The 16,579-nt window shown below is 71.0% G+C and carries 16 protein-coding genes; 8 read left to right on the forward strand and 8 right to left on the reverse strand.

The window, feature by feature from the left end; translation table 11 throughout:
* Nucleotides 1-37: 37 nt before the first annotated feature.
* Nucleotides 38-2,185: a PQQ-binding-like beta-propeller repeat protein gene (locus tag ACIRVH_RS13855; RefSeq protein ID WP_403952081.1), complete on the forward strand. Its 2,148-nt coding sequence runs from the start codon at nucleotides 38-40 to the stop codon at nucleotides 2,183-2,185.
* A gap of 387 nt (nucleotides 2,186-2,572) precedes the next feature.
* A complete protein-coding gene (locus ACIRVH_RS13860; protein WP_403952084.1) occupies nucleotides 2,573-2,914 on the forward strand; it encodes a GYD domain-containing protein in 342 nt (113 codons plus the stop codon).
* Here ACIRVH_RS13860 and ACIRVH_RS13865 read toward each other — a convergent pair.
* The 4 genes from ACIRVH_RS13865 to ACIRVH_RS13880 form a co-directional block, all read right to left on the reverse strand.
* Complete coding sequence (locus ACIRVH_RS13865; RefSeq protein WP_403952086.1) at nucleotides 2,877-3,164, reverse strand: hypothetical protein; 288 nt, start codon at nucleotides 3,162-3,164, stop codon at nucleotides 2,877-2,879. The genes ACIRVH_RS13860 and ACIRVH_RS13865 overlap by 38 nt on opposite strands.
* A 92-nt stretch (nucleotides 3,165-3,256) precedes the next feature.
* A complete protein-coding gene (gdhA, locus tag ACIRVH_RS13870) occupies nucleotides 3,257-4,621 on the reverse strand; it encodes an NADP-specific glutamate dehydrogenase (protein ID WP_403952089.1) in 1,365 nt (454 codons plus the stop codon).
* A gap of 59 nt (nucleotides 4,622-4,680) precedes the next feature.
* Entirely contained in the window at nucleotides 4,681-4,812 is a 132-nt protein-coding gene (locus ACIRVH_RS13875; RefSeq protein WP_403952091.1) for a hypothetical protein, read from the reverse strand.
* 22 nt (nucleotides 4,813-4,834) lie between these two features.
* Nucleotides 4,835-4,909, reverse strand: a complete 75-nt coding sequence (locus ACIRVH_RS13880; protein WP_099895366.1) for a 50S ribosomal protein bL37 — start codon at nucleotides 4,907-4,909, stop codon at nucleotides 4,835-4,837.
* Between the two features lie 96 nt (nucleotides 4,910-5,005).
* On the opposite strand from ACIRVH_RS13880, the gene ACIRVH_RS13885 reads away from it, so the two are divergent.
* Nucleotides 5,006-6,187, forward strand: a complete 1,182-nt coding sequence (locus tag ACIRVH_RS13885) for a PP2C family protein-serine/threonine phosphatase (protein ID WP_403952093.1) — start codon at nucleotides 5,006-5,008, stop codon at nucleotides 6,185-6,187.
* A gap of 50 nt (nucleotides 6,188-6,237) precedes the next feature.
* On the opposite strand, the gene ACIRVH_RS13890 is transcribed toward ACIRVH_RS13885, so the two are convergent.
* The gene (locus ACIRVH_RS13890) at nucleotides 6,238-7,656 is read right to left on the reverse strand and encodes a pyridoxal phosphate-dependent decarboxylase family protein (RefSeq protein ID WP_403952096.1); all 1,419 of its coding nucleotides are present in this window, start codon (nucleotides 7,654-7,656) and stop codon (nucleotides 6,238-6,240) included.
* Between the two features lie 128 nt (nucleotides 7,657-7,784).
* On the opposite strand from ACIRVH_RS13890, the gene ACIRVH_RS13895 reads away from it, so the two are divergent.
* From ACIRVH_RS13895 to ACIRVH_RS13905, 3 genes are all read left to right on the forward strand, one after another.
* Complete coding sequence (locus tag ACIRVH_RS13895) at nucleotides 7,785-8,276, forward strand: MarR family winged helix-turn-helix transcriptional regulator (protein ID WP_403952099.1); 492 nt, start codon at nucleotides 7,785-7,787, stop codon at nucleotides 8,274-8,276.
* 160 nt (nucleotides 8,277-8,436) lie between these two features.
* Complete coding sequence (locus tag ACIRVH_RS13900; protein ID WP_403952102.1) at nucleotides 8,437-9,093, forward strand: RNA polymerase sigma factor; 657 nt, start codon at nucleotides 8,437-8,439, stop codon at nucleotides 9,091-9,093.
* The gene (locus ACIRVH_RS13905; RefSeq protein ID WP_403952105.1) at nucleotides 9,090-10,187 is read left to right on the forward strand and encodes a CU044_5270 family protein; all 1,098 of its coding nucleotides are present in this window, start codon (nucleotides 9,090-9,092) and stop codon (nucleotides 10,185-10,187) included. The genes ACIRVH_RS13900 and ACIRVH_RS13905 overlap by 4 nt, the downstream gene beginning before the upstream one ends.
* A 74-nt stretch (nucleotides 10,188-10,261) precedes the next feature.
* Here ACIRVH_RS13905 and ACIRVH_RS13910 read toward each other — a convergent pair whose 3' ends face one another.
* Entirely contained in the window at nucleotides 10,262-11,227 is a 966-nt protein-coding gene (locus ACIRVH_RS13910) for a LysR family transcriptional regulator (RefSeq protein WP_403952108.1), read from the reverse strand.
* Nucleotides 11,228-11,364: 137 nt separating this feature from the next.
* Here ACIRVH_RS13910 and ACIRVH_RS13915 point away from each other — a divergent pair, with 137 nt between their 5' ends.
* Together ACIRVH_RS13915 and ACIRVH_RS13920 are read left to right on the forward strand one after the other, a co-directional pair.
* A complete protein-coding gene (locus ACIRVH_RS13915) occupies nucleotides 11,365-12,285 on the forward strand; it encodes a zinc-binding dehydrogenase (protein WP_403952111.1) in 921 nt (306 codons plus the stop codon).
* A 47-nt stretch (nucleotides 12,286-12,332) separates the two neighbouring features.
* Nucleotides 12,333-12,767: a nuclear transport factor 2 family protein gene (locus ACIRVH_RS13920; RefSeq protein WP_403952113.1), complete on the forward strand. Its 435-nt coding sequence runs from the start codon at nucleotides 12,333-12,335 to the stop codon at nucleotides 12,765-12,767.
* 18 nt (nucleotides 12,768-12,785) lie between these two features.
* On the opposite strand, the gene ACIRVH_RS13925 is transcribed toward ACIRVH_RS13920, so the two are convergent.
* Both ACIRVH_RS13925 and ACIRVH_RS13930 read right to left on the reverse strand, forming a co-directional pair.
* Nucleotides 12,786-14,057 (reverse strand): M64 family metallopeptidase, encoded by a 1,272-nt coding sequence (locus tag ACIRVH_RS13925; protein ID WP_403952116.1) that lies wholly within the window; start codon nucleotides 14,055-14,057, stop codon nucleotides 12,786-12,788.
* A 187-nt stretch (nucleotides 14,058-14,244) separates the two neighbouring features.
* On the reverse strand, nucleotides 14,245-16,560 hold the full coding sequence (locus ACIRVH_RS13930; RefSeq protein ID WP_403952119.1) for a transglycosylase domain-containing protein: 2,316 nt from the start codon (nucleotides 16,558-16,560) through the stop codon (nucleotides 14,245-14,247).
* Nucleotides 16,561-16,579: the final 19 nt, after the last annotated feature.

Raw genomic sequence — 16,579 nt, forward strand, 5'->3', positions numbered from 1 at the left:
TCGTGAGGCAGGCAGGCGTTGGGAAGGACGATCGGCGATGACGCCCCTGAGCACTGGGGACCCCGAGTCCATAGGCGCGTACACCCTTCTCGGTCGGCTCGGGGCGGGCGGCATGGGAGTCGTCTACCTGGGAGTCTCCGCCTCAGGTCGGCAGGTCGCGGTCAAGCTCGTGCACGGGCCGTATGCCCAGGAGGAGGAGTTCCGGACGCGCTTCCGGCAGGAGATCGCGGCAGCGCGCAGGGTGAGCGGCGCCTTCACCGCGCCTGTCGTGGACGCCGATCCGGACGCCGACCGGCCGTGGATGGCAACACTCCACGTGCCGGGGCTCAACCTTGCCGAAGTCGTGGAGAAGGACGGCCCGTTGAGCTGGCGGGACCTGCGCGCGCTGGGGCTGGGGCTCGCCGAGGCGCTGCGCGACATCCACCGGGCGGGCCTGGTGCACCGGGACCTCAAGCCGAGCAACGTCCTGATGACCGAGGACGGGCCGCGCGTCATCGACTTCGGTATATCGCGCGCTTCCGACAACCAGAGCCTCACCGCGACCGGGCGGATGATCGGCACTCCGCCCTTCATGTCGCCGGAACAACTGGCCTCTCCCCGAGAGGTCACCCCGGCGTCGGACGTGTTCTCGCTGGGGTCACTGCTGGTGTTCGCGGCCGTCGGCACGGGGCCGTTCGACGCCGACAGTCCGTACATAACCGGGTATCAGGTGGTCTTCGGGACCCCGGACCTCGGCGGGGTGCCCGAACCGCTCCTGGGCATTGTCGAGCGCTGTCTGGACAAGGACCCAGCCGCACGGCCGGAACTGGCGGACATACACCGCATGCTCCTTGCGATGCCGGAATCCGACGCCACCGCGTCCCCGAAGACCGGGCGATCCGCGAGACCCCGGCGCCGCCCCGCTTCTGGGAGCGCGGCCACCACCTCCGCGGGCGCAGCGACCGGCACCGCCACCGGCGAGCGACGCCGAGTCCGGATGCTGCTCACCGGCCTCGTCGCGGCGCTGGCCGTCGCGGGGCTGTGTGTCGGGGCGGGTGTCCTCGTGTCCGATCCGGACACCAGCACCGAGACCGCCGCCACGGCCACCGGCCGTGCCGCGTCACTGCCCGACGGCTGGCGGCCATGGCGCACGGAGCTGCGCCACGACGTGAAGGGTGTCCCTCTCGACTACGACAGCCCCGGATGCGTGGCGGAGGCAAGCGCCCTGTTCTGTGGCGGTACGGGCTTCACGGTCGCCAGGATCGACGCGGCCTCCGGCCGCACCCTGTGGCGGACCGGCACCCGCCCTCAGGGGGTGCAGCCGATCGGCGTTCGCGACGGGCTGGTCTACGGGTACGAGGATCCGGACGACAGCACCAGGCACGTGGTGGCCCTCGACGCCGCTACCGGGCACCGGCGGTGGCAACGCGACATAAGCAAGTCCGAGGACGCGATCCTGTACGATGGCGGGTTGCTGACCCTGTCTCCCGACCACTCGTCGTTCGTGGCCTACGGGCCTTCCGGCAAGGAACTGTGGCGGGCGCCCTCGCTGGACGAGTACTGCACTCCGTCGGTGCTGGGCGGCGTCCCCTACGCCCTGTGCTCGAAGGGCACCGAGCCCGGCCAGGCCCCGGTCGAGCTGATGAAGCTCAGTCCCGGCAGCCTGACCGAGACCGCCACACTGCCCAGGAAGGCGGTAGCGCTCGGCACCGTCGGCGGGCAGCCCCTGTTCCTCGCCCCCCAGACCGCGAAGGACGTGTACGAAGCCGGGTACGAACGGCCGTACAACGCGCTGCTGCGGGTGGCCTCGGAAACCGGGCAGGTCAGACGGATACCGCTGGTACGTCCGCTGACCGGCGCGGCCACCCTGGTGGACGGCGTCGTCTACTTCGTCCGGTCCGACGGGTCGGTCACCGCGGTGTCGGCGGACAGCGGCAGACAGCTCTGGCAGAAGGTGACGGACGTGGAGAGTCTGTCCGCGCCCGCGGTGTCGGCGGCGTACAAGCGGGTCTATTTCTCCAACCGCTTCGGCCGTCTGCTGGCACTGGACAGCCGCACCGGAGCGGAGGTCTGGCGCACCTCCGCGCTGGACGACCCCGGGGACAAAGCGCAGGACTACCCACCGCGCGTGCTGCTCGTCAGGGACGCGATCGTGGCGACGGCCGGCGACACGGCGTTCTCCCGGAGCCCGGACGGGCCCACCTGACCGGCCGACGGCCGAGGCAGTCGCCGCGCACCGTGCGGGTCAGGCGTGAGCGCTCCTCTCGCCGCTTCTCGGCGTAGACCTCGAAGTCGGGTCAGGTGGTCGCCCGCGTGCGCCGCCGGCTCAGGCGGGGGCGCAGGCTCACCAGGAGGGCGGCGATCGCCGCCCACAGCGCGAGGGTGGCCAGTGGCTGCACCGCCTGCGCGCCCTTCTCCTGGCCCGCGCCACCAAGGACTCCCCGCTGTCCGAGCAGGTCCTCTCCGCCGCCCGCACCGCGCTGTCACCCGCCCCGCAACCAGGTGTGCCTTACGAGTGAATCCAGCCGTGGCCGGCGTGACAGCGGGAAGGCCGTTGTGCGTACCGGACAAGTCACGGGCAGGGAGCGCCCCTATGCCGAAGTTCCTCATCCAGGCCACCTACACGCCCGAGGGCACGAAGGGCTTGCGCAAGGAGGGCGCGAGTGGCCGCCGCGCCGCCGTCGACCACGTCGTGACCGGCCTCGGCGGGACGGTCGAGGCCATGTACTTCGCCTTCGGGGAGGACGACCTCGTGTGCATCGTCGACTTCCCCGACCTGGTCTCCATGGCTGCCGTCAGCCTCAGCGTCAAGGCCGGCGGCGCTCTCCACACCCGGGCCACTCCCCTCCTCACCATTCATGGCAATGGACCGCGGGGCGGCGGACGCCCTCGGACAGCTATGCCTGGGCAGCGAACTGCCTGCGGACGACTATGAGGCCGATCCACCCGGCCAGCATCACGAGGCCGCCGACCGCAGGCCACTGGCCGCCCGCCAGTACCCCGAAAGCCGCCAAGGACGCACCGAGCATGGCTACGGCGGCGACGGCGGACTCGGCCCGAAGCTGTCGGCCTGGACGCCTGCTCACCGAAGGCCGGACAAGCTGACGGCCGAGGAAGGCCTGAACACCGTTGATCACGGCCAGCAGGGCGGCCAGAGCGCCGAGGACGGCGAAAGCGATAGACATGGCGCGAAGTTACACACCCGGGAGCCGGCTCCCATGCCCGGGTGACGATGCGACGCCAAGGCCGGGCCTCCCGCTCCCCGGGGTCCGGCGTCTCACACCACGCCGAGGTCGAGCATCGTGTCCGCCACCTTCACGAAGCCCGCGATGTTCGCGCCGACCACGTAGTTGCCCGGGAACCCGTACTCCTCCGCGGTCGTGCGGCAGGTGGTGTGGATCCCGGCCATGATGGCCGCGAGGCGGCGGTCGGTGTCCTCGAAGGTCCAGGCGTCGCGGGTGGCGTTCTGCCGCATCTCCAGGGCGGAGGTGGCGACGCCGCCGGCGTTGACCGCCTTGCCCGGGCCGAAGGCCACGCCGGACTCCTGCAGAAGTCGTACGGCCCCGGGAGTCGTGGGCATGTTGGCGCCCTCGGCCACCGCCACCACTCCCCCGGCCAGCAGGGTCCGCGCCGCGTTCTCGTCGAGTTCGTTCTGGGTGGCGCAGGGCAGGGCGACCGAGCACGGGACGTCCCAGACCGAACCGCCCTCGACGTAGCGGGCCCGGGTCATGGTCTGGGCGTACTCCTTGATGCGGGCGCGGCGGACTTCCTTGATTTCCTTGAGCAGTTGGAGGTCGATGCCCGTCTCGTCGACCACGTAGCCGCCGGAGTCGGACATGGCGACGACCGTGGCACCCAGTGCGTGGGCCTTCTGGGCGGCGTAGACCGCGACGTTGCCGGAGCCGGACACGACGACCCGCCTGCCGTCGAGGTCCTGGCCTTGTTCGGCGAGCATCTCGGAGACGAAGTAGACGGTGCCGTATCCCGTAGCCTCGGTCCGGACGTGGGAGCCGCCCCAGTTCAGGCCCTTGCCGGTGAGCACACCGGACTCGTAGCGGTTGGTGATGCGCTTGTACTGGCCGAAGAGGTAGCCGATCTCGCGGGTGCCGACGCCGATGTCGCCGGCCGGGACGTCGGTGTGCTCGCCGAGGTGGCGGTGGAGTTCGGTCATGAAGGACTGGCAGAACCGCATGATCTCGGCGTCCGAGCGGCCCTTGGGGTCGAAGTCGGCGCCGCCCTTGCCGCCGCCGATGGGCAGGCCGGTCAGGGCGTTCTTGAAGATCTGCTCGAAGCCGAGGAACTTCACGATGCCGAGGTTCACGGAGGGGTGGAAGCGCAGGCCGCCCTTGTAGGGGCCGAGGGCGCTGTTGAACTCCACTCGGAAGCCTCGGTTGACCTGGACCCGGCCGGCGTCGTCCACCCAGGGGACACGGAAGACCAGCTGCCGTTCCGGCTCGCACATGCGTTCCAGGATCCGGTGGCGGATGTACCGGGGGTGGCGGGCCAGGACCGGCTCCAGGGACTCCAGCACCTCGCGGGCCGCCTGGTGGAACTCGGACTGTGCCGGGTCCCTGGCCTGGACGGCCGCGTAGATCTCGGCGGTCAGGCGCAGGTCCGCGGGCGGCGTGTGCTGGACGGTCATGGACGTACCTCCTCGTACGACGTGGCACGCGGATGTACGGCGGATCGCACGGCAGGTACTCAGCGGACCGTCGGACCGCCCGCGGCGCGCAGGGCGGGGCCGGCTTCGGCGGAGATGCCCGGGGTGCCGAGGACGCTCACGTCGAAGATCCGGCGGTACGTCGTACGTGAAGCCGGACACCCCCGGGTCATGGACCCGGGGGTGTCGTCTGGCTCAGGCGTTGGGACGCTTGCCGTGATTGGCCTTCTTCTTCTTGCGAGCGCGCTTCTTGTTCCCTCGCTTGGCCATGGCTCATATCTCCCTCGTCCGGGACTTTCTACGCCGTCGCCAGTCTAGGTTCGGCCCGGAGTGTCCGCACCAGCTCGATGGTGCACTGTGGAAGATGTGGACGTCCGGCGATACGCGGCCGGTGTGCGGCAGCCATGGCAGTCGAGCCATGCGCTGCTGGTGATTCCGATCGTGCTCATCGTGGTGATCACGGTGGTGGACCAGCTGGTCCCGGCCGACATCCATCTCGGTCCGCTGCTGGTCATCGCTCCCGCGATCACCGCCTCGTTCGCCGACGCCTGGCTGACCGGGTTGGTCGGTTTCCTGGCCGTGGGAGCGCAGGCGTACATCGGCTGGCACTTCGGTGTGCTGTTCAGCCGGAACGTGCTGGTGCAGATCCTCGCCCTGGCCGTGCTGTCGGCCATGACCGTGTTCTTCTGCGTGGTGCGCGACCGCCGCGTCCGTCAGCTGGCCCAGGTGCGCATGGTCGCCGAGGCGGCGCAGCACGTTCTGCTGTGGCCGCTGCCGGAGCAGATCGGCTCGATGAAGATCGCCTGTCTGTACATGGCGGCCGAGGCCGAGGCCCAGATCGGCGGTGACCTGTACGCCGCGACGCCGACCGACAACGGCGTGCGGGTCATGATCGGTGACGTTCGGGGGAAGGGGCTGTCCGCCATCGGCGAGGCCGCGCTCCTCATCGGGGCGTTCCGCGAAGCCGCCCACCACCACACCTCCCTGCCCGATCTGGCCGACTCCCTGGAACGCAGCGTGGCCCGCAACCTGCCCGACCTCGGGCCCGAGGAACACCTGGGCGAGCGGTTCGCCACGGTGATGCTGGTGGAGATCCCCGACGAGGGTCACGTCACCCGGATACTGAGCTGCGGCCACCCTCCGCCCCTGTTGCTCGGCCCCGGCAGTGCCGTCACGGTCCCCGTGCACCCCGCACCCCCACTGGGGATCCACGGGCCGACGGCCAAGGAGTACACCGTCGACGTGTTCGCCTTCGAGCCCGGGGACACCCTCCTGCTCTACACCGACGGGGTCATCGAGGCCCGGGACGCCGGCCGCGCCTTCTACCCGCTGGCGGACCGGGCCGCCCAGTGGGCCGGCAGCAGCCCCGAGGAGCTGCTGCACCACATCCGCCGTGATCTGCTCGACCACGTCGGCGGCTGCCTCGACGACGACGCCGCGCTCATCGCGCTGTGCCACGCATCGAGCACCCACCGGACGCATCGGCACGGGGCAGACCTCCATGTCGGCGGCTTCGGTCAACAGCACGGTGTGCTGCCGCCCGAGTGAGTCCTGTGCGACGGCCGGCGCTCGGTCGCGACGCGGCGGATGTCATCGGGTCAGCCGGCCTGGGCCAGTCGCTCGACGCGGCTGTGCAGGTGCTCCACGTGGTGTTCGGACTCCGGCTTCATGAGGACGCTGCGGAGGATCCGCGCGCCGTCGGCATCTGCGGTGATCTTGGGATGGCGGGCGGCGAACGCCTCGCGGCCGGCCTTGAGGGTGCTCAGGAAGACGGGGTCGGGGCTCTCCATGCCGTCCGCCAGGATGCGGGCGGACGCCGCGTCGATGCCGGCGAGGCTCGCCGGGTCGACGGCGGGGAAGTACGTGACGATGTCCAGCTGGGGTTGCTGATAGAGCTCCAGGAGGTCGGACGCCTCGATCAGGTCCGCCCACTGCAGGGCGGCTCGCCGGCCGGCCGCCAGGACCCGGCCGAGGCCGTCGGGGGTGGGCGGGAGGAGCTGGAAGGTGAGCCACAGGGCGGCCGCGGCGGCGCCGGCGCGGGAGCACTCCAGGCTGATCTCGCCGAGGTGCAGCTCGGTCGACGTGAAGTAGGTGTAGGGCGAGTCGTGCAGGTAGAAGCGGCCCACCTCGGGGTCGCGGAAGAGGACGGCCCCGCAGCCGTAGGGCTGGAGTCCGTGCTTGTGCGGGTCGACGACGATCGAGTCGGCCCGGGCCAGGGCCCGCCAGGGCTCGGGGGGCAGCCCCTCCGGGCCGTCCGCGCCGGCGAGCAGCGTGAAGAAGCCGCCGTACGCGGCGTCGACGTGGACGCGGACGCCGTGGCGCTCGGCGAGCGGCAGGACCTCGTGGACGGGGTCGACGGCGCCCAGTCCCGTGGTGCCGGTGGTGAGGACGACGGTGCCCACGTCCCCGGTGCTCAGTACGTCCTCCAGCGCGTCGAGGTCCATCCGCCCCTGGCCGTCGGTGCGGACGGGGTGGCTCGTCATGTCCAGGACGTGGCACATCCGGCCGTGGGTGTAGTGGGCGTCGGCGCTGTGGGCGACGCCCCGGCCGGGGTGGAGTTCGCGGGCGACGAAGAGGGCTTCGAGGTTGGCGATCGTGCCGCTGGTGGTGAGGTGGCCGAGCGGAGCGTAGTCGGAGCGAATGGGGGCACCGCCCGCGCCCGAAGGGCTGTGGGGGAGGGTGTCGTAGCCGAACATCGCGGCGAGCCGGGCGACGGCCTCGCGTTCCATCGCGGCGGTGGCCGGGCCGCCGTCCAGGGCGTGGTTGTTCGGGTTGATCAGCATGGCGGTGAGGTGGCCGACCACCGCGGCGGGGTGCGGGGGCTTGAGCATCTGGCCCGCGTAGTGCGGGTGGAAGAAGGGGTAGTTGTCCTTCAGCCGGCCCGTGAACTCCTCGAAGACCGTGCCGAAGCGGTCGTCGTCCACCTGGAGGGACGGGTGGGGCCGGTACGGGCCGAAGCCATCGGCCCAGTCCTGTATCGCGTGGGTGGCTCGTCCGAGCCAGTGCTGCAGATCCACTGATCTCCCTCTCGCTCGTGGGTGCGCCCACTCTAGGATTTCATTGACTGATCAGCAATTGACTACTCAGCAATTGAGACAGCAGTGACTGAGGCAGCAGTAGATGAGTCAGCAGTAAACTCGGGGCGATGAACGCCACGCCCCAGCACGACGACGAAGCCGTCGCCCGCGCCGCCAACAGCGGGCTCGTCCGGGACTTCGGCCTGCTGATCAAGTCCGCCACCCGCCTGGAACAGCGCATCGACAGCGCGCTACGGCGGGAGTGCGGGATCAGCCACACCATGCTGGAGGTGCTGATACGGCTCTGCCGCCGGCCCGGCGAGGAGGTCTCCCAGCGGCAGCTGGCCGACGACCTCACCCTCACCAGCAGCGGCACCACCCGCCTGATCGACCGCATGGAGGAGGCGGGCCTGGTCCGCCGCACCCCCTCCCCCGAGGACCGCAGGGTGGCCCTGGTGGAACCGACCACCGAGGGACGCGCGGCGTTCCTGCGCGCCGCGGCCGTGCACGCCCGCGTGGTGGAGGAGTACTTCGTCAGGCCGCTGGCAGCCGACGACTACGCACGGCTGACCAGCGCACTGAGCGACATCGACAAGGCCCTTCGCGACGAGGCCGGGTGAGGGGCCGGTCGTAGGAGGCGGCCGTCGTCAGGCCGGCCAGGGAGCCGAGCACGGCACCCCCGACGTGGCGGCGGGACGCCACCATGACCCCAGCACATGTGACGCAGGTCACGGGAAGTGGGCGCAGGGTGCCGGACAGCTCATTGAGGTGAGCACTGATATGCGAACCCGGGTACGGGCCGGGGAATCGAGCGCGTTCGCGGAGCTCTTCGACAGCTATGCCCGCGCGGTCTACAACCATGCCTTCCGGCTGACCGCCGACTGGGCGGTGGCCGAGGACGTGATGGCCGCGACGTTCCTGGAGGCGTGGCGGCTGCGCGACAGGGTCGATCCCGAAGGCGGCTCCCTGCGGCCCTGGTTGCTGGGCATCGCCACCAACACGGCGCGCAACCAGTACCGGAGCAACCGGAGATACCGGGCCGCCGCGAGCGCCGCCGCGGCGGCCGAGCTGTCGGTGCCCGACCACGCGGACGAGGTGGCCGAGCGGGTCGACGACCGGCGCCGCCTCGCCACGGCCCTCACCGCCCTCGCCAGGCTGCGCCGGCCGGAGCGTGAGGTCGTCACGCTCTGCCTGGGTGAGGGCCTGGACTACGAGGCCGCGGCGGGGGCCCTCGGGATTCCCGTCGGAACCGTCGCCTCCCGGCTCTCCCGGGCCCGCAAGAAGCTGCGCGCCTACGCCCAGGACGAACCGGTCCGCCTCGCGGCCGGGCCGCTGTCCGAGAAAGTCCGCGGAAATCGGGAAGTCGGCCGTCCCGCCCGACAGACAAGAGGTGATCGCACGAACGTGATCCGGCCCGCACAGGAAGGAAACCGATGAACGCGAACACCTCCCGGCAGAACCCGGCCGAGTGGGACGAGAGCGCACAGCTCTTCTCCCGGACGGCGCGTGACCTGCCGACGGGCCGCCACCAGTTCCACAGGGAGCGTCTGATGGCCCAGATCCACGACATGCAGCAGGAAGAGCGCACGGCGACGGTGGTCCCGGTGAAGACGCGGCGTTCGCGGCTCCCGCGTCCGGCGATCGCGCTGCCCGCCCTGGCGGCCGCCGTGGCGGCAGCTGTCGTCGCCGGAGTGTCGATGTCCGGCGGTGGCGGGGTCAAGGACGGAGGCGTCGCCACCGGACCGGCGCTGACCACGCAGATCGGCGCGGCGACCAGCAAGGGCGTGCCCCAGTTGCTCGACCAGCTCTCGCTGGCGGCGGCCGACACGTCCCACCCGGACGTCAAGCCGGGGCAGTACATCTACATCGAGTCCAAGGCGGCCGAAACGTTCGTGAAGACCGTCGGCGACAAGTCCAGCCTCGCCAGCCACGCGCTGCACCGGCGCCAGGTGTGGATGTCCCCGGACGGCACCAAGGGCTGGCTCATCGACCCCGCGGTCGACGACAGTCCCGAGGGCGAAACCCTGAGCCTTCCCGACGAGCAGGGCAACACCCCGAAGGCGGACCTGAACGGTCCGTCGTACGACTACCTGGCCAAGCTCACCACCGACCCCGACGAACTGCTGGCCAAGATCTACAGGGAGACCAAGGGCCACGGCAACTCCCCCGACCAGGAGGCGTTCACCACCATCGGGGACCTGCTCGGCGAGAGCTACCCCCCGGCGGAGCTCTACTCGGCGCTGTTCAAGGCCGCCGCGAAGATCCCCGGTGTCGTCGTGGTCGGGGACGCGGTGGACGCGGCGGGCCGGCACGGGGTGGCGGTGGCCCGGCTCGACAAGCCCAGCGGTGAGCGCGAGGAATGGATCTTCGACAAGAAGACCCATGTCTTCCTCGGCAAGCGCACCGTCCAGGTGTACGGGAACAGCGGAACGGACCACCTGATCACCCCCGGCACGGTGCTCTACACCAGCGCCATCATGAACCGGGCCGTCGTCGACGCCATGAAGCAGCCCCCGTCGCAGGCAGGCTGAGCCGGCCGTTCCACGTACGGACGGTGCGGTCGCTCGACGACTGGGAGGAGACTCGGACGGCACTCGCCGATCCGCTACCCGGTCGGCACGCTGTGACCTGCGAGTTTCGAATGGTCGGTGTCGGGGAGCCAGTCACGCCGCGGTGAGTGCTCCAACCAGCGCCGGGCACGGCCGACTTCGGTGAAGCCGCGCAGCAAGGTGTCGAGCAGGGGGTGAGGGGAGGACTCGCGCCAGGCCAGCGACCACGCGTACAGCGGCGTCGGCTCGACGAGCGGGATGCAGCGCAGGCCCATGTGGTCCGGCAGCGGCGCGTCGGCGGGGAAGAGAGTGAAGCCCTCGGGCTCCGTGCGGATGTGCTGCACGAGGTGGTCCAGGCCCAGGTTGGGACCGTCGTGCCGGCGCGTGATGTGGAACGCGTCGGCGAAGCGGCGCAGGAAGTCCAGACGGCTCAGTTCGGCCGGGGACCACAGGACGCTGTCGCGCAGGTCGGCCGGGCGCAGGGCGGGGGCGTCGGCCAGCGGGTGGGAGGGGCTGACGACCACGTCGACGGGTTCCAGCCGCACCAGCCGCTGGGCGAGTCCCGCGTCCCGGCCGTCGGGCAGCGGGTGCACCCGGCCGAATCCCAGGTCCGTGTCACCGCGCAGCAGCGCCTGCGCGACCGACGGCCAGTCACGTCCCGGACCCGGCTCGCACCGCACCGCACCGAGCGCCTCCACCGCGTCGGCGACCGTGCGCATCGGCGCGTACAGATGACCCCACGTGTCGATCCGTACGACCGGTCCGGCGCCCGTCACCGCAGCGACCGCCCGCTCGCCCGCCACCAGCGCCTCGCGCGCGGCCGGCAGGAACCGCTCCCCCGCCTCGCTCAGCCGGATGCCGCCCTGTCGCTCGAACAGCCGCGCGGCCAGCAGCTCCTCCAGCCGCGCGATGCGCTTGGACAGCGCCTGCTGGCTGGTGTTCAGCTCCTCCGCGGCCCGCCCGAAGTGCAGGGTCCGGGCCGTCACGACGAAAGCGCGGACCAGGGCGAGGTCGAGGTCCATGCCTCTGACCCTATGCGACAACCCCGCGTTGTCGGTCCGGCCGCTTCGTTGTTGGCCGAGCAGCCGCCGCACCCGGTCGGATGGTCCCGGCAGACAGTACCGGGGGACGGCCCCGGGCCACCGAAGGGACGACCACGATGAAAGCCTTCGTACCGACCGGAGACCCCGCCGAGCCGGTCGTGCTCGCCGACGTCGCGGAGCCGGCACCACGCCCCGGCGAGGCATTGGTGAAGGTCGAGGCGTTCTCGGTCAACCGGGGTGAGACCTTCAGGCTGGAGCGGCCCGGCCCGGACGACCGCCCCGGCAAGGACATCGCGGGGCTGGTGGTGCAGCCGGCCGCCGACGGCAGCGGACCGCCCGGGATCACGCGGGTCGTCGGGCACCCCAGGGAGGGCGGCTGGGCGGAGTACGTGGCGGTGCCGACCGACGCGCTCGCCGAGCTGCCGGACGGCGTCTCCGCGCTCCAGGGCGCCGCGCTGCCGCTGGCCGGGCTCACCGCGCTGCGGCTGCTGCGCGCCGCCGGACCGGTGCTGGGACGACGTGTCCTGCTGACCGGTGCCTCCGGAGGCGTGGGCCACTTCGTCACCGAACTCGCGGCCGCCGCCGGGGCCCGGGTCACCGCCGTGACCAGGGACGCCGACCGCGGCGCCCGGCTCGCCGAACTCGGCGCCACCGAGATCGTCCACAACGTCGCCGATGCCCGGGGCCCTTACGACATCGTGCTGGAGTCGACCGGCGGACAGGCCCTCCCCCTCGCGCTCGCGCGACTCGCCAGGCGCGGCACGCTGATCTGGTTCGGGCAGGCAAGCCGTACTCCGGCGACGCTCGACTTCTTCGACTTCTTCGCCGGTCCCGAATCGGCTGTCGTCCGCCACTTCCACTACCTCGACGCGGACACCCGCCTCGCCGACGACCTGGCGACGCTGGTCCGGCTGACCGCCGAAGGCCGCCTGCACCCCGAGATCGGCCGCGTCACGGACTGGGCCGACACCGCGGCCACCCTGACCGACCTGCGCGACCGCCGCATCCGCGGCAAGGCCGTCCTCACCCTGTCCTGACCGGCGCCCGAACGACCGGACGCAGGAACCACCGAAGGAGCACTTCCATGACCACCAACGACCCCAGGGCCGTCGTCATCCGCTATGTCGAGGCCGTCCGCGACGGCGACGCCGATGTCATCCACGACAGCTTCCGCGAGGACGCGACCTGGCACTACCCGGGCGATCTGCCCGTCTCCAAGGTGTGGCGAGGACGCGACGAGATCGTCGAGGAGTTCCTCGGCGCCATGGGAACGGTCTTCGTCCCCGGCACCGTGGAGATCGAACTGGTCAGCACCATCGCCGAGGGCGACCGCGTGGTGGCCGAATGGACCTCCAGGGCCACCACCGTGTACGGCGGCACCTACGACAACCGCTGCATCGGCATCTACACCGTCCGCGACGGCAGGATCGCCTCCGTCGTGGAGTACGCCGACACCCGGCACGTGGCCGCGGCCCTCTTCCCGGACGACGACGCCCGCCGGCCCGCCGGTACCGAGTGAGCCGCCGCGGCTACCGCGTCACCGCACCGTCCATGTCAGCGAGTCGGTCGTCCGTGCCCGGACCGCGGGGTCCCGTACGGCCGTCGTGCGGTCGGTCACGGTCGCCGTGACCTCGTGGCCGCGGCCGTGGACGCCCAGTTCGTGCGGCGTCACCGACAGGTCGCCGGTGGCCGACGGGATCTGTCTGCCGTCGACGGACCAGGTCAGTTCGAGGTCGGCGAGGCCGGTCAGCCGGGCGAGGCGCACGGTGATCCGCCGTCCCTGCCCGAGCGGCCGGGACGTGGGGACGGAGGAGGTCAGCGCGTCCGCGTCGGCGTAGAAGCCGGCGATCATCGCCTCGCGGCCTACGACGTTGAACTCGGTCGAGGCCAGGGAGCGCATGATGGACGTCTCGGTCGGCCGGTAGATGCCCGTCTCGTAGTACCCCCCGCCCTCGTACGTGCCCACGACCGAGCCCGTCGGGTCGTCGGCCCCGAGCCAGCGGTACCACTTCGACCCGTCCGGGTCGCGGTGGAGTGTGAGGTTGGCCTCGGCCGGTTCGTCGGTGTACGGGTAGGCGCCGTAGCCCGCGTACTGGTACTCGTCGGCCAAGTGGCCTATGGAGTGGCCCAGTTCATGGGCGCCGATGAGGTACGACCTGTCGTTCTCGGAGGACATCGTCGCCACGCCGTGGAAGGGCGAGCCGGCCGGCAGGTCACCGGCGGAGTAGCCCGCGCCGCCGTACTTGGCGGAGTTGGCGATGACGAAGACGATGTCGGCGTCCGGGGCCAGAGCGGCGTAGTCCGCGACCTTGTCCGTGTCGACGCACAGCAGGCGTTCGAGGCCGTCGCAGAAGAAGTGGGCGCCCAGCGCGGTGTCCTTGGCGACATCGGCCGTCGGGTCGCCGGAGACGCCGGAGTCGTGGGAGACGGCGCCGACCAACCAGATGTTGAACAGGCCGCGGTAGCTCCGGTACGGCTCGACGTCGAAGATCTCGTCCAGCTTCTCCTCGGCGTCCGAGGCGAACTCGCCCTGTTCGTCCGCGGTGTAGCCGTCGCCCATCACCACCAGATCGAGCCGCCCGGCCACAGGCCCGGTCCGCTGAAGTGCCCTCGCCGTCGCGGTGGCTCCCACCGGGGCCGGCGTGCGGCGGGCCGTCCGGGCGGGGGTGTCCGCCGGGACGGTCACCTGGCGGGGTTCCGCTCCGGGGCCGGGGAAGTACTCGACGCGCTGGGTGGGGACGGGGGCGGCGCCTGCCGCCTCGGCCTGCCCCGGGTTCGCTCCGACGGCCAACGCCACCGCGGCGGCCAAGGCTGCCGCGACAGCAACGGTCCTGCACGTACGTGGTCTTGCGCGGTGCTGCACGGAGACCTCGCTTAAGTACGCAGTTAAGTAGACTTAAGAGCGCGCTTAACCTAGAGGCTTGCACAGCAACCGGCAAGACCCGAGGTGGAATTGACCCTCCATCAGACTTTTGCAAAATCCCGCCGGGCAAGGCTCAACGGCACCTGTGGCCATGGCATTTGGGACGGGGTGCCGGGGCGCTCGGCCCGGGGTCGGCGGTGGGGGACGTCTTCCTGCCGTCCTTGCCACCCCGCTTGTCCGGGTGTGCGGAGGGAGTGGGAGACGGAGCACCCGGCTCGTCGGCGCCGTGCCCCAGGGGCGTGGGCTTGGGGAAGGGGGTGTCGGGGAGGCCGGTGAGGGCGCCGCGCATGTACTGGGTCCAGATCTCGGTGGGGATGTCGCCGCCGAACACCTTCTGGAGGCCGCCGACACCGATCAGGGACTGCAGCTGGGGATGTTTCGGGTCCTCTCGGAAGAGGACCACGGAGGTGGCGAGTTGGGGGGTGTAGCCGACGAACCAGGCCGACCGGTAGTCGTCGGTGGTTCCCGTCTTGCCCGCGGCCGTCCTGCCGAGTGCCTGGGCCTTGGTTCCGGTGCCCCGGGCTATGACGCCGCGGAGCACGTCGGTCACATGGTCGGCGACGGCCGACGGCAGGGCCCGTACCGGGGCGGGGGCGGTGAAGCCGTGCAGCGCCGTGCCGTTGTGGGTCACCTTGGTCACCGAGTACGGGGTGGTCTGCGTACCGGAGGCGGCGAAGGTCGCGTAGGCGCCTGCCATCCGGATGGCGCTCGGTGTCGAGGTGCCGATGTAGAAGCCGGCGCTGGGGGCGGCGAGGCTGCCGGAGCGCATGCCGAGGGCTTGGGCCGTCTTCGCGACGTTGTCGTAGCCGACGTCCTCTCCCAGTTGCACGTACGGCGTGTTGACCGACTGCTCCATGGCCGTGCGCAGCGAGATGTAGCCCCAGCGGTGCGTGGTGTCGTTGTGCTGGTGGAGGAAGCCGGTGGGGTCCTTGTCGTCGGTGACGTAGGTGCCCTGCTGGTCCTTGATCCTGATGCCGTCGTCACCGTTGAACTTGCTGGCCGGGGTGACCGACTGGGCAGGTTTGCCGGGTTGCATGACGGCTCCGTGCTGGAGCGCGGCGGCGAGGACGACCGGTTTGAACGTCGATCCCACCGGGACGCCGGAGGTGTCGGCGTTGTCCGAGTAGTGGGCCCGGTCGTAGCCGGGGCCGCCGTAGACGGCCAGGATCCTGCCGGTCCCGGGGTCCACCGAGGCGGCTCCGACCTGCACGTCCCGGTCGACCGACCGGTGGGCGGGGTCGAGCCGCTCCTTGCGCACGTTCGCGACGGCCTTGGACAGCTCCGCCGTCTTCTTCCGGTCGAAAGTGGTGTGAATCTGGTACCCACCCCGGCTCAGGCTGTTGTCGGTGACGGTCGGGTCGTGCGCCTGGACGTACGAGCGGGCCAGTTGGACCAGGTAGCCGGTCTGGCCGGTGAATCCCGAACCGGGGGCCCACTTCCTGGGCGTCGGGAAGCCCGCGGCGGCGTACCGGGCCCGCTGCTGCGACGTCAGTCTGCCGGTCTGCACCATCCGGTCGAGCACCCAGGACCAGCGGGCCTCGGCCTTCGCCCTGGCCGTGGGGTCGGAGTCCGCGTACTGGAAGAGGCTCGGCTCGTTGACCGCCGCGGCGAGAAAGGCTCCCTGGCTCACGTCGAGCTTCTCCACCGGGAGGTTGTAGTACATGCGGGCGGCGGCCTGGACGCCATTGGCCTGACGGCCGAAGAAGCAGGTGTTCAGGTATCCCTGGAGGATCTGCTGCTTCGACATGCTGGCGCCGATCTTGGACGAGATCAGCAGTTCCTTGAACTTGCGCGAGACCGTCTGCGACTGGTCCAGGTACGTGTTCTTGACGAACTGCTGGGTGATCGTCGATCCGGACTGGACGGAGTCGCCCTCGGCCATGTGGACGACGGCGCGGGCGATGCCCTGCGGGTCGATGCCCGGGTCGGTGTAGAAGGACGAGTTCTCCGCCGCGATGAAGTCCCACTGCACATCGGCGGGCACCTGCGTGAGGGTGACGTTCTGCCGGTTCACGCTGCCGTCGGTCGCCAGGACGGTCCCGTCCGACCAGTAGTAGACGTTGTTCTGCAGCAGTGTCCTGGGATTGGGGTCGGGGATGGTGACCGTGGCGTAGGCGTAGCCGACGACCGCTGCCGTGCCGCCGAGGACGAGCAGGAAGAGCGACAGCACCTGGAGCACCGACGGCAGCCAGCGGCGCGGGCCCGTCCTGCCCCGGCGCGGGTAGTCGATCCAACGTTTCTGCTGCGGCGCCCTTCTCCTGGCGCGGCCCGGCAGTTCCTCTCGTGGGGCCTGGTCACGACGTGCGGCCCGGCGGCCCGTGCCACGGTCACCCCCGCCACGCGTGCCGCTGTTGAAGCGCTGCGGCGGCCGGCGCCGGTGTCCGCTCATGGGCTGTGCTCACTCTTCT

Origin of the sequence: Streptomyces sp. NPDC101165 (assembly GCF_044768135.1) — a bacterium.
Classification (GTDB): Bacteria; Actinomycetota; Actinomycetes; order Streptomycetales; family Streptomycetaceae; genus Streptomyces.

Excerpts from the sequence above, each read along its gene's own strand:
- ACIRVH_RS13900 (WP_403952102.1), top strand. The coding sequence starts at position 8,437 with ATGCGAACCCGGGTACGGGCCGGGGAATCGAGCGCGTTCGCGGAGCTC.
- ACIRVH_RS13860 (WP_403952084.1), top strand. The coding sequence starts at position 2,573 with ATGCCGAAGTTCCTCATCCAGGCCACCTACACGCCCGAGGGCACGAAG.
- ACIRVH_RS13895 (WP_403952099.1), top strand. The coding sequence starts at position 7,785 with ATGAACGCCACGCCCCAGCACGACGACGAAGCCGTCGCCCGCGCCGCC.
- ACIRVH_RS13910 (WP_403952108.1), bottom strand. The coding sequence starts at position 11,227 with ATGGACCTCGACCTCGCCCTGGTCCGCGCTTTCGTCGTGACGGCCCGG.
- gdhA (WP_403952089.1), bottom strand. The coding sequence starts at position 4,621 with ATGACCGTCCAGCACACGCCGCCCGCGGACCTGCGCCTGACCGCCGAG.
- ACIRVH_RS13915 (WP_403952111.1), top strand. The coding sequence starts at position 11,365 with ATGAAAGCCTTCGTACCGACCGGAGACCCCGCCGAGCCGGTCGTGCTC.
- ACIRVH_RS13930 (WP_403952119.1), bottom strand. The coding sequence starts at position 16,560 with ATGAGCGGACACCGGCGCCGGCCGCCGCAGCGCTTCAACAGCGGCACG.
- ACIRVH_RS13865 (WP_403952086.1), bottom strand. The coding sequence starts at position 3,164 with ATGTCTATCGCTTTCGCCGTCCTCGGCGCTCTGGCCGCCCTGCTGGCC.
- ACIRVH_RS13875 (WP_403952091.1), bottom strand. The coding sequence starts at position 4,812 with ATGACCCGGGGGTGTCCGGCTTCACGTACGACGTACCGCCGGATCTTC.
- ACIRVH_RS13855 (WP_403952081.1), top strand. The coding sequence starts at position 38 with ATGACGCCCCTGAGCACTGGGGACCCCGAGTCCATAGGCGCGTACACC.
- ACIRVH_RS13905 (WP_403952105.1), top strand. The coding sequence starts at position 9,090 with ATGAACGCGAACACCTCCCGGCAGAACCCGGCCGAGTGGGACGAGAGC.
- ACIRVH_RS13920 (WP_403952113.1), top strand. The coding sequence starts at position 12,333 with ATGACCACCAACGACCCCAGGGCCGTCGTCATCCGCTATGTCGAGGCC.